The sequence below is a fragment of the Microcoleus sp. w1-18aA5 genome (genome assembly GCF_036701705.1).
In the GTDB taxonomy this organism is placed as follows: domain Bacteria; phylum Cyanobacteriota; class Cyanobacteriia; order Cyanobacteriales; family Microcoleaceae; genus Microcoleus.
This window is the reverse complement of sequence record NZ_JAUPTE010000123.1, coordinates 1-12,439: the sequence shown is the minus strand read 5'-3', so window position 1 is coordinate 12,439 and position 12,439 is coordinate 1. Positions and strand designations below refer to the sequence as shown.

Below are 12,439 nucleotides of genomic sequence, written 5' to 3'. Positions count from 1 at the left end.
ATGACGAGGGGGATCCCTGTGTATTTTGTTTTTTTTGTCAAGTACAATTTATACCAAATTAGATGAGCTTACCCTGGGTGCAGAAGCGCCAGACTGGTTTTATGTACCCCTAATGTTCCGCCAACTATTGATGGTCAATCGCGCCGTTATTATGTGATGTGGCAAGAATTTGTATCGCCGTTAATTGTGTTAGACTTTGTATCGGGCAATGGTGCAGAAGAACGGGACAGAACGCCTTTTTTGCGATCGGTTAACAGGAAACTAAGCCGGGTAAATTCTGGATTTATGAAAATGTCATCCATCCGGCATTTTACGGTATTTATGAAGTAACCAAGGCTAGCGTTGAAGTCTATCATTTGATCGAAAATAGGTATCAATTAGTTGCTGCAAATGAGCGCGGTCATTATCCGATCGCACTATTAGGAGTGGAATTGGGAATTTGGCAAGGTATGTATCAAAATGTGGAATTACCTTGGTTGCGCTGGTGGGATAGTCAAGGGAATCTGTTGTTATCTGGATCTGAAAGAGCAGAACAAGAGCGGCAAAGAGCCGATCGCGCCGAAGACCAATTAGAGCAATTGCGCGCTCAGTTGCGATCGGCTGGCATTGAACCGGAATTGTGAATTGTCTGCAAGGGCGATCGCGCCCATCCCCAGTGATCGCATCTAAAAACTTTACAATGGCGATCGGGAACATCGATCGCTCCTATTGAAGCTAAAATCAAACAACAACCCAAAATAAATCTATGGGACTCTTTGACAAGATTCGCGGCGAATTTGTCGATATCATCGAATGGTTAGACAATACCAGCGACACCATTGCCTATCGATTTGAGCGTCACCAAAACGAAATTAAACAAGGTGCTAAACTAACTGTACGACCCGGACAAATAGCAGTCTTTGTCAGCGAAGGTCAAGTTGCCGATGTATTCGCTCCGGGAATGCACGAACTGTACACCCGTAACTTACCCATTCTGAGTACCTTAAAAGGTTGGCCCTACGGTTTCAACTCTCCCTTTAAAGCAGAAGTCTACTTTTTTAACACCAAAATATTTACCAACCTGAGATGGGGAACCTCTAACCCTGTAATTATCCGCGATCCAGAACTCGGCCCAGTGCGAATGCGGGCTTTTGGCACATACAACATTAAAGTTTCCCATCCAGAACAACTCTTAAAACAACTAATCAGCACTGACGGACTATTTCAAGTAGATGAAATCAGCGAACAACTACGCAATACAATAGTCAGTGCCTTTGCTAATTGGGTTGGCAATTCCCGCGTTCCCCTGCTGGACTTTGCAGCCAACTACACGCAGATGGGCGAACAGGTACGAGTTGCCATAGAGCCAAGTATCCAGCAGTTTGGGTTAGAATTAACTCAGATATTAATTGAAAATATCTCGATGCCGCCTGAAGTTGAAGAAGCACTCGACAAACGAGCCTCGATCGGACTTCTGGGAAATATGCAGCAATATACCCAATATCAAGCTGCTAACGCCATAGAAGCATCAGCAAATAACCCCAGCGGCGGCAATCAAGCATTAGAATTTGGCATGGGAATGGCACTAGGTCAACAAATGACAAATATGATGCAGTCACCAGGATCGCAAACTCCGTCGCCACCTCCCCCGCCAACACAAACTCAGTGGTATATTGCCCAAAACGGTCAACAAGTAGGCCCTTTTGGATTGGAGCAACTTTTGCAAAATGGTTTAACACATCAGGTAATGGTGTGGCGTGCGGGTTTTGACGGCTGGAAGTTAGCATCGCAAGTGCCGGAATTAGCATCTTTGTTGGCGACAGTACCGCCGCCTCCCCCGCCAGCAGCAGCCTAAAATTTTGCATATTCAGTTAATTGGTAATTGGTAATTAATCTGCTTTCCCGATTACCAATTACCAATTACATCACCAATAAACTATTATGAATACTTCTGAACCTGCTGTTAAACGTTTTCCCTGTCCTAGCTGCGGGGCTTATTTAGAGTTCAACCCTCAAGCAGGAAAGCTCAAGTGTGCTTACTGTGGCTGGGAGGATGCAATTCCCCAAACTGCTGAAGAGGTAAAGGAGAACTCTTACGAACAATATCTCCAAGTCGATCGCACGACGCTGACAACTTTATCAACAACAGCCCTTGAAGTAAAATGCAATGATTGCGGAGCAAGTGTTACTTTTGAACCGCCGAAAGTAGCGGGTAAATGCCCATTTTGTGCTTCGCCAATTGTGACGCAACCTGCAAAAGCCAGCCCTAGTGTGCAACCAGAGGGAATTGTACCTTTTGAAGTTACTGATAAACAGGCCAGAGAAAGCATTCAGAAATGGCTCAGCAATCGCTGGTTTGCTCCCTCTGCTTTGAAATCCCTAGCGCAACAGGAGAAAATTCAAGGGGTTTATTTGCCGTTTTGGACTTACGACACTTATACGGTTAGTTACTATCAAGGTTCTCGCGGAGAACACTACTACGTGACTGAAACTTATACGGAAACAAACTCGCAGGGCGAAACTGAAACTAAAACTCGCCAAGTGCAGCATACCAGGTGGTGGCCTGCTTCTGGCAGAGTCGATCGCTTTTTTGACGATATTCTGATTCCGGCTACAAGTTCGATCGATCGCCCGCGTCTGGATGCGTTAGAACCTTGGCATCTCAAGGAGTCGCTGCGCGCTTACAATTCATCTTATTTAGCTGGGTTTGAAGCGCAGCGATCGCAAGTTTCTCTCACTCAAGGATTTGAATCTGCTAAAAATGTCATGGCCTCTACTATTCATTTCGATGTTTGTAGGAATATTGGTGGCGACGAGCAGCGGGTTCACAGCATTTCCACTGATTACAATGCTATCACTTTTAAGCATATTTTGCTACCTGTGTGGTTGTGTGCCTATCGTTATCAAAACCAACGATATCAAGTAATGGTTAATGCTCGCACCGCTGAAGTTCAAGGCGAACGTCCCTACAGTGTTTGGAAAATTACTGCTGCTGTTGTTAGCGGTGTCGTGCTTGCGGGTGTTATGTACCTCTTGTTTACTGGTAATTGGAAATATATCCGTGTTCCCGGTTTGCCTCAACCGCAACCTCAACCAACTTCCCTACCTGTACCTAGCCAAAAATTACCGCCAGTTCCTATTCCCTCTACCGCACCTGTACCTAGCCAAAAATTACCGCCAGCGCCTATTCCCTCTACCGCACCTGTACCCAGCCAAAAATTACCGCCAGCGCCTGTTCCCTCTACACTCTAGTAATTCTGGATGGAGCAGTCACCGGAGGCTGCGGAGGCATCGTAGGTGTAGTAGTCGCGATCGAGGTCAATCGATTTTAGATTTTAGATTTTAGAGGCGACCCCACGGATAAATGCGGGGGCTTGAGGATTTTCGATTTTGGATTTTGGATTGATTTCACGGATAAATCACGTGGCGTGTACCATCAAGAAATTCGCTTGTCAGTAAAATTAACTCAATTCTTATTTGCTCCGAATCAATAAATTTAAGGTAAATCTACCTTAAGGAGTACACGAGAGGGTTTTCAGGTAATTTTTTTACAACACCTAAATTAAAGAGAATAAGCTCTCTTTAATTTAGGTGTTGCTTTAAGGATAGATTATGAGTACAGTCGATTTAATTGTACTGAGAATTTTAATAAAAAATACTATTTTCAGAAAAGATATATAAAATACGACCTATCAAAATTTAATAACACGTTGAAAAACTGCCGTTTTTTTTTATAGGATATTAAACATACTGAGACAGCGAAACTTGTAAATGCTTTGTGTCAAAAATCAAACAAATATTTAATTACTAAATAAAAAAGTAACAACATAATTGGAGAATCAATTGTATGAATCAAAATCAAATTAAATGGTTCGCCGCAGCTCTAATGCTAATAGACCACATCGGATTTATGCTTGAAGCAGAACCCATGCGTATCATCGGCCGCCTCAGTTTCCCGTTGTTTAGTTGGGTGTTTGCTCAAAACTGGAAACGACCGGGGGACAAAAATCCTCTAATTACTCGATTGATATTATTTGGGGTACTTTCTCAAATACCTCATATGTTACTTTTTGGAAATTTACAGTTAAACATCATGTTTAGCTTTGCCGTAGCAGCACTAACTTTGAGCTACATCCGACGCTTCGATCGCAAAATTGCAGTTTTAAGCACAGGTCTAGTAAGTGCTCAAATTTTAGGAGTGAGTTACGGCTGGTATGCAGTGGCTTGCCCGCTATTGATGATTAGGTGGAAAGGAGGAGGATCACGCCTGTGGTGGTTCGGCTGGACTATAGCAAATATCGGATATACAATTAGTTGCCAAAGCTCGATTCAAATTTTCGCTATATTCACACCGCTAGTTCTGGCATACTACGATACCTCTAAAGACCAAAAACCAACGGCTTTAGAAAAAAGATTTTTCTATTATTTTTACCCATTACACCTTGGGGGGCTAGCGGCACTGCGAACAATTGTCTAAATAAGACTGGGGATTCTAATTAGTTCACTGTTGATTTTTTATTTACGCGAAGTACAACCGCGTCTCTGAGCGATCGCCCTCATAGAAGAGTGCGATCGCTTTCTAAACTAGATTGCCAACATTCAACTGACCGAGGCGCTTCAAAATACTCAGCACGCTGTACAAATCATTCCCCGGATTGAAAAGGTAAAACTTCCGAGAAAAAGCGTACTGTGCTGTTTCCCGCTTAACTAATTTGACAAATAGGAAATCTGCCCCATTCATTAACAATCCGTAAGTAGATCGATCGGTACTCAGATTCGCTAACATATAAGCCAGTAACTGCGGTATGCCTACTTCCAAAGAAAACGCAGCCTTCTTCGATTCGATAACTACTACCCAAAACTCCTGAAACAAAGCCAAAACATCCAACTGTCCACTGACAATCAGTCCTTCATCTTCGTCCACAATTTCTACAGATTTTTCGGAAGTAACATGAAAAGGAGCCAGATAAAAATCTGCTAAATCCAAAAAAGGAGACAGCACAACCATTTTGACTGTATTTTCTAGAAGTGGCGGATGTTTGAGCAAATTCCTGTAACTTGCCTTCACTCTGTCCAGCCGCTGTTTTTCATAATCGCTGATTTCTGGCAAATCATCTTGCCACTCGCGAAAGAATTGGTCATCCTCAACCCACTCAATTTTGAATTGGGTTTCCAAATCGTTTAGTGCGACATTTCTAGCTTGAATTGTTTGTACCATAAATGCAACTAATTTATTGAAATTTGCCTCATAATTAATGATAGCAAAACTTGCTAAATTTTCCTTAATACTGAGGTATTGCATCTTTCAAAACAGTCCTTTGACAATCAAGCAATTTGGCCCGCGGCCCCCGGAGCGCGGCTGGGGAGCCAGAAAAAAGCTCTGCGTCGTCCTCACCAGCCCCCGGATTGCGGCTGTGGGAGCAATCTCAAATCTCAAATCCCCTCACATCCACCTTCCCCAATTCCCAAAAAATGTAACGAGTTGTAAAGTATAATTAAACCGAAGCGAACACAGAGGCCAAGTAGTATCAAATGCGAGTTGCGATCGCCGGAGCAGGCTTAGCAGGACTTTCCTGCGCTAAATATCTTACCGACGCGGGCCACACCCCCATCCTCCTAGAAAGTCGGGACGTACTCGGCGGCAAAGTCGCCGCCTGGAAAGATGCAGACGGCGACTGGTACGAAACCGGCCTCCACATCTTCTTCGGTGCATACCCGAATATGCTCCAACTCTTCAAAGAACTTGACATCGAAGACCGGCTGCAATGGAAAGAGCACTCGATGATTTTCAATCAGCCGGAAACCCCCGGAACCTATTCCCGCTTTGACTTTCCCGACCTTCCGGCTCCCTTCAACGGCGTCGCAGCCATCCTGAGCAATAACGATATGCTCACCTGGCCCGAAAAAATCCGCTTTGGTATAGGTTTGATTCCGGCGATGCTTCAGGGTCAAAAATACGTCGAAGCAATGGACAAATACTCGTTTTCCGACTGGCTGAAAAAGCAAAACGTCCCCCCCAGAGTCGAAAAAGAAGTATTCATCGCCATGTCCAAGGCGCTCAATTTCATTGACCCCCACGAAATATCTGCAACCATACTGCTGACAGCCCTCAACCGCTTCCTGCAAGAGAAAAATGGCTCGAAAATGGCTTTTTTAGACGGTTCCCCCACAGAGAGGTTGTGTCAGCCGATGGTAGACTACATAACTGAGCGCGGCGGTGAAGTACGGCTGAATGCACCTATCGGGGAGTTTTTGCTCAACGATGACAACACGGTGCGTGGGTTCCAGATTCGGGGAGTAAAAGGGGCAGAGTCAGAAATTCTGACGGCCGATATTTACGTTTCTGCGATGCCGGTTGACCCGCTGAAGCTGATGATGCCGAAACCTTGGGGCGAAATGGATTATTTCAAACAGCTCGAAGGTTTGGAGGGAGTACCCGTCATTAATGTACACTTATGGTTCGATCGCAAATTAACTGATATCGACCATTTGCTGTTCTCGCGATCGCCCCTGCTAAGCGTCTACGCCGACATGAGCAACACCTGCCGCGAATATGCCAACCCAGACAAATCCATGCTGGAACTGGTTTTAGCACCGGCCAAAGACTGGATAGGCAAATCTGACGAAGATATCGTCGCAGCCACAATGGTCGAGTTAGAAAAACTCTTTCCCGATCAAATCCCAGAACCAGCCAAACTGCTCAAATATCACGTAGTCAAAACCCCTCGTTCCGTTTACAAAGCTACTCCCGGACGCCAGCAGTGCCGTCCCACACAAACAACTCCCATTAGCAATTTCTATCTAACGGGGGATTATACAATGCAGCGTTATCTTGCGAGTATGGAAGGTGCCGTGCTTTCTGGTAAGCTGACAGCGCAGGCTATTTCAACGGCCAATAACCAATGAAAAATTAAGAATTTTTCATAAAGACGTAAAAAATCTCCCGTTTTCTAAACGGGGGAAAATCAGTTCTAATCTTTAAATTTCTTATTCTCGGATGCTGCAACTGTCAAAACTCCAGTGCATGAGAACTCTGGCCTCTGTTGATGACTCCTACGAACTGTGCCGCCAAGTCACGGCGAGTTATGCCAAAAATTTTTATTTAGGCACTCAACTCATGCCCGAAGCCAAGCGTCGGGCGATTTGGGCGATTTACGTCTGGTGCCGCCGCACCGACGAACTCGTAGACGGGCCGGGTTCTGATGCAACGACCCCTGAAACCCTCAATCTGTGGGAAAAACGGCTAGAATCTGTGTTTGCCGGCCATCCTCACGACGACTACGACGTAGCTTTGGTGGATACGCTGTCTCGTTTCCCGATCGACATTGGGCCGTTTCGAGAGATGATTGCGGGCCAGCAAATGGACTTGTACCGCAGCCGCTACGAAACTTTTGAAGAGCTCAATCTTTACTGTTATCGAGTAGCGGGTACTGTCGGACTGATGTCGATGTCTGTCATGGGTGTAGACGAGTCGAATCCGGCTGCTAACTGGAATTGGCACTGGGGCAATAAAATTCCCAAAGAAGAAGCCATCTCCCTCGGTATTGCCAAGCAGTTGACTAATATTCTGCGCGATGTCGGAGAAGACGCCCGCCGCGGCCGTATTTACATTCCCTTAGAAGACTTAGCCTTGTTTAACTACACCGAAGAAGATTTATTCAATGGTGTAATTGACAACCGCTGGCGGGAATTGATGCGGTTTCAAATTCAGCGAGCTCGCAAATTATACGCCAGCGCCGAACCGGGAATTAAAGTACTCAGTCCCGATATCCGCTGGACTGTTTGGGCTGCTACTATGCTGTACAGCAGGATCTTAAATGCGATCGAACGCAATCAATATGATGTGTTTCAGAAGCGGGCTTATGTTACCAATTCTCAGAAACTGCTGTGTCTCCCCGCCGCTTGGATGAAGTCAAAAGTGCTTTAACCGCAGGCAATTTTGCTGGCGATTCGGCAACGGGTAAGGGGTATTTGTCAAGTTACAAATTATATGATGTCCAGCAAATTGCATATTAGGTTTTTGGGGACAGGGCAGTGCCGTGTCCCTACCTGTTGTGTGTTAATTGGAGTCAATCGATTTTAGATTTTAGATTTTAGATTTTAGAGGCGACCCCACGAATAAATGCGGGGGCTTGAGGATTTTCGATTTTCGATTTGGGATTGATTCCACGGATAAATCACGTGGCGGGTACCACCTTTGAAATTCGCTTGTCAAAGTGGCGGTGTAGCGGGTGAAATTTTCAATTGGTTGATCGAACTTTCCAACAATTGCTTTTCCTGCTGGAGTTTTGCTTCTAAGTTTTGAATTTGTTCTCGGCGGGCTTCAACTTCAATCAAGCGGCGAGACAATTCTTGACTCTGCAAAGTGAGAGATTGCCTCCAATCTTCTACTTTTTGGGCTTCTTGCTGCAAAAAATCGGGAGTAAAACCTGTTGTTAAATATTTCTCTACTAATTGTAGTACCCAGTTTGTAGCTGCTTGAATATCCAAAACCTGGCTATTTTGGTCAACATTTGCTAATACTAAAATCCCTGCATTTAAAACATTCGTTGCAGAGTTAATTGGATTTTGAGCAAAATCTTTCTGTAATGTCAAGAAACTTTCTTCACTAAGAATAGCCCAAGTATCATCAGAATTTTGGCAAGCCAGCAATTGCAGACTTATCTCGCCTAAATTTTCCTGATTTTGTACTTGGGCTAAATATAACATGAGGGTAATTAGTAATGGGTGATGGTTGTAGGATTTGCTATCTTCTAGGGGCGGGTTTTACAAAAAATCTATGCCTGAAACTAACTCTCTCCTAAACCCGCCCCCACCCCTGTCAACAGTCAACTCTTAAAACAACTTTAGCCGATCGCGCCTGTGGTGCGTGAGAGTCAATATTTTCCTGGGGATTCCCAGGTTTTTCGCCCTCACGCCACCTACAAATTGACTAAAAACCGTCAACAGTCAACTCTTAAAACAACTTTAGCCGATCGCGCAAAATCTCAGCTTGTTTTTCGGCTTCCGCCAAAGCATCCCTCGCCCCCTGAACCACATCAGGAGTAGCCTTATCCACAAACTTCTGATTACTCAAACGCGCCGCAGTATGCTTAATTTCAGCTTCCACTTTGCTCAACTTCTTTTCTAATTTAGCACGCAAAGCCGCCAAATCGACCACCCCAGCCAGAGGAATCAATACTTGCACAGTACCTACAACCCCAGTAATTGTCTGTCCCAAATCTGTATCCAAACTAGCAGTTACGGTCAGATTTTCCACTTTTGCCAAATCCTGAATGTAAACGCCTCCATCTGAGATTATTTGGCGTTCTTTCTCGTTTTCGCTTTGCAAAATCGCCGTCACCTTCACACTTGGCTTGATATCAGAATCTGCCCGCAAATTGCGAATAGTGCGAATTGTACCGAACAACAACTCAAACTGCTGTTCCAAATCAGAATCAATGAGTGATGCGTTTGCTTCAGGATAAGCTTGCAAAGCCAAACATTGATCGTCACCTGTTTGAGTCAGAGTGTGCCAAATCTCCTCAGTAATGTGCGGCATAAAAGGATGCAGTAGTTTCAGAATCCCTTCCAACACAAAAGCAAAAGTTTGCTGTGCCCCTTTCTTAGAATTTGGTTCAGCATCCTGTTGCAAGCGAGACTTGACTAACTCAATATACCAGTCACAGAAATCGCCCCAAATAAACTCATAAAGTCCCTTTGCCGCTTCTCCCAAACCGTAATTTTCCAAACAATTGCGGCTTTGTTGCACAACTTGATAATAGCGAGAAAGAATCCAGCGATCGCACAATTCCAAACCACCTCCCCCAGAAGGACTTCCCAATTGTTGCGGAGTCTGTCCCTCCAAATTCATCATCACAAACCGGGCGGCATTCCACAACTTATTCGTGAAGTTACGCGAAGCTTCCACCGATTTCGATTCATCAGTTTTGCGATCGTACTCCATGCGAATATTTTGACCGGCCCCAACCACTTCCTTAACCAAAGTGTAGCGCAAAGCATCAGTACCGTACTTGCCAATCAACAGCAGCGGGTCGATACCGTTATTTTTACTCTTAGACATTTTCTGACCGTTTTCATCCAACACCAAACCGTGAATGTAAACAGTATCAAAAGGCATCTTTTCAGTAAAATGTCCTGCCATCATCGTCATTCTAGCCACCCAGAAAAAGATGATATCAAAACCTGTAACCAAAGTAGTTGTCGGATAGTAAAACTCCAAATCTTTAGTTTCGTCCGGCCATCCCAAAGTTGAGAAAGGCCACAACCCAGATGAAAACCAAGTATCCAATACGTCTGGATCTCTTGTTAACTCTACGTCATTACCAAATTTAGCCGTAGCTTTTTCCTTAGCTTCAGCTTCAGTTTTCGCCACTACAAACGGCGTCGTGTCAGTAATTTCGCCTTGGGTTTCGCTAACAGCATACCAAGCCGGTATTTGGTGTCCCCACCACAATTGTCGGGAGATACACCAATCCTTCAGCTTCACCAACCAATCCCGATAAACCTTTGTCCATCTGTCAGGAACAAAGACTGGTGAGTTACTTTGATCTAATGCTTGTAAAGCACGTTGAGAAAGAGGCTCGATCTTCACAAACCATTGTGTAGATATCAAAGGTTCGACCGGGACTTTGCCGCGTTCGCTGTAGGGAACAGTATGCTTATAATCTTCTATTTTAACCAAAACCCCGTCATTTTCTAACCGCTGCACCACATTTTTCCGGGCAACAAATCGGTCTTGTCCCTGGAACTCTCCGGCATTTTCATTTAAAGTGCCGTCCTTATTCATAATGTTAATAAACGGCAAATTGTGACGTTTACCCATCTCGAAGTCATTCGGATCGTGGGCGGGAGTCACCTTAACACAACCAGTTCCAAAAGTCGGATCGACAAACTCATCAGCAATGATTGGAATTTCGCGATTGACGATCGGCAAAGTCACAGTTTTACCGATAAGATGTTTGTAGCGATCGTCCTGTGGATTCACCGCCACCCCAGTATCGCCCAACATCGTTTCCGGCCGAGTCGTCGCCACCTCCAAATAACCCGAACCGTCCGTCAAAGGATAGCGGAAATGCCACAAATGGCCCTCAACTTCCTGCTGGTCTACCTCCAAATCCGACACAGCAGACTGACTCGCCGGACACCAATTCACCAGGTAATTGCCGCGATAAATCAGCCCCTCATCGTACAAGCGGACAAACGCTTCTAAAACCGCAGCGGATAAGCCTTCATCCATCGTAAAGCGTTCACGCGACCAATCGACAGACACGCCCAAACTGCGTAATTGGTTAGTAATAGTATTGCCCGATTCAGCTTTCCACTCCCAGGCCCGTTCCAAGAATTTTTCTCTGCCTAAATCGTGGCGAGTTTTGCCTTCTGCTTTGAGTTGCTTTTCGAGAATAGTTTGAACTGCGATGCTAGCATGATCCGTTCCCGGCAACCACAGAGTATTGCGTCCAGTCATGCGGTGATAGCGGACGAGGACATCAATCAGCGTCTCTTCAAAAGCGTGTCCCATGTGGAGACTGCCGGTCACGTTGGGCGGCGGGATGACGACGCAGTAAGGTTCGCCGCCTTTTTCGGGGTCAGCTTTGAAGGTTTGGTTCTCTTCCCAGTATTTTTGCCATTTAGCTTCGGTGGCTTGGGGGTCGTATTGCGGGGGTAGGTTTGCGGTCATGGTGGCTTGAGGGTTTTATCTTATTTAGATTGTGCCATAGAAGGGAGGAGAAGAGTTTTGAACCGCATCCGTGTCAGAGGCAGAGGGAAGACCGATATTCAAGGCGGGGAGTGTCAAGTTAAAATGAAGGTAAAATTAAAAGGTTTGATGGCATTATGAATGTAGCAGCACTTCGACATCAAATCGATCGATGGCTCGATCGACTTTCTCCAGAACATCTGGCATTAGTTGCGAGTTTTATAGAGTTTCTAAGCCAAAAGCAACGTCAGGGGGTAATCATTTCGCAAAATAATCTGCCAGAGGTTTTCTCAGCAGAAATCCAGGAGATGCCTCCTGCTAATTCTTTTAGTATTCCAGAACCCTCAGAAATTGACGGAGAGGGCCAATCTCAAGCAGCGCTTCTACAAGATTTTCGGCAAGCTTGGCACGAAGCCATGACTGGGCAAACCATTTCGGTTGCTCAAATGTGGGAAGGAATTGAAAATGACTGACTTGCCCTTAATTCAAGTTATAGTTTCACCAACCTTCAATCGCAATTTACGCACTCTGGCAAAAAAATACCGCAGCATTCGCAATGATATTCAACCCATTATCGAACAACTCACACGGGGAGAACTCCCAGGAGATCGAATTGCTGGAGTGGGTTATGCAGTCTTCAAGTTGAGAGTCCGAAATAGCGACACTCAAAAAGGTAAAAGTGGTGGATAAGTAGATAGGCGGGAAAAAACCAATCTATGTAACAAAACATTAAGTTGCCTGATTGGAGTTAAACTTAAGACG

Annotated in this window: 10 protein-coding genes and 1 pseudogene; 8 read left to right on the top strand and 3 right to left on the bottom strand. The window is 45.0% G+C overall.

Features of this window, described 5'->3' with window-relative positions; all coding sequences use genetic code 11:
- Positions 1–46: 46 nt before the first annotated feature.
- The 4 genes and pseudogenes from Q5691_RS26490 to Q5691_RS26475 all read left to right on the top strand — a co-directional run.
- A pseudogene (locus Q5691_RS26490) lies at positions 47–623 on the top strand (Uma2 family endonuclease); the annotation flags it as partial.
- Between the two features lie 122 nt (positions 624–745).
- The gene (locus Q5691_RS26485; RefSeq protein ID WP_333348100.1) at positions 746–1,834 is read left to right on the top strand and encodes an SPFH domain-containing protein; all 1,089 of its coding nucleotides are present in this window, start codon (positions 746–748) and stop codon (positions 1,832–1,834) included.
- 86 nt (positions 1,835–1,920) lie between these two features.
- Positions 1,921–3,231 carry a hypothetical protein gene (locus Q5691_RS26480; RefSeq protein ID WP_333348097.1) on the top strand — a complete coding sequence of 437 codons (1,311 nt, stop codon included), beginning with the start codon at positions 1,921–1,923 and terminating at the stop codon, positions 3,229–3,231.
- Between the two features lie 595 nt (positions 3,232–3,826).
- Positions 3,827–4,456, top strand: coding sequence for a TraX family protein (locus Q5691_RS26475; RefSeq protein WP_333348094.1), 630 nt, complete (start codon positions 3,827–3,829; stop codon positions 4,454–4,456).
- Between the two features lie 102 nt (positions 4,457–4,558).
- On the opposite strand, the gene Q5691_RS26470 is transcribed toward Q5691_RS26475, so the two are convergent.
- Entirely contained in the window at positions 4,559–5,281 is a 723-nt protein-coding gene (locus Q5691_RS26470) for a restriction endonuclease subunit R (protein ID WP_445305849.1), read from the bottom strand.
- Positions 5,282–5,511: 230 nt separating this feature from the next.
- Between Q5691_RS26470 and pds the strand changes: the two genes are divergently transcribed.
- Together pds and crtB are read left to right on the top strand one after the other, a co-directional pair.
- On the top strand, positions 5,512–6,885 hold the full coding sequence (pds, locus tag Q5691_RS26465) for a 15-cis-phytoene desaturase (protein WP_333160049.1): 1,374 nt from the start codon (positions 5,512–5,514) through the stop codon (positions 6,883–6,885).
- 91 nt (positions 6,886–6,976) lie between these two features.
- Positions 6,977–7,906: a 15-cis-phytoene synthase CrtB gene (gene crtB, locus Q5691_RS26460; RefSeq protein WP_333083196.1), complete on the top strand. Its 930-nt coding sequence runs from the start codon at positions 6,977–6,979 to the stop codon at positions 7,904–7,906.
- 284 nt (positions 7,907–8,190) lie between these two features.
- Here crtB and Q5691_RS26455 read toward each other — a convergent pair whose 3' ends face one another.
- Entirely contained in the window at positions 8,191–8,688 is a 498-nt protein-coding gene (locus tag Q5691_RS26455) for a hypothetical protein (RefSeq protein WP_333216716.1), read from the bottom strand.
- 247 nt (positions 8,689–8,935) lie between these two features.
- Positions 8,936–11,659, bottom strand: coding sequence for a valine--tRNA ligase (locus tag Q5691_RS26450; protein ID WP_333348092.1), 2,724 nt, complete (start codon positions 11,657–11,659; stop codon positions 8,936–8,938).
- 155 nt (positions 11,660–11,814) lie between these two features.
- Between Q5691_RS26450 and Q5691_RS26445 the strand changes: the two genes are divergently transcribed.
- Together Q5691_RS26445 and Q5691_RS26440 are read left to right on the top strand one after the other, a co-directional pair.
- A complete protein-coding gene (locus tag Q5691_RS26445) occupies positions 11,815–12,150 on the top strand; it encodes a hypothetical protein (protein ID WP_333216712.1) in 336 nt (111 codons plus the stop codon).
- Positions 12,143–12,367 carry a hypothetical protein gene (locus tag Q5691_RS26440; RefSeq protein ID WP_333348089.1) on the top strand — a complete coding sequence of 75 codons (225 nt, stop codon included), beginning with the start codon at positions 12,143–12,145 and terminating at the stop codon, positions 12,365–12,367. Before Q5691_RS26445 ends, Q5691_RS26440 begins: the two co-directional genes overlap by 8 nt.
- Positions 12,368–12,439 lie beyond the last annotated feature (72 nt).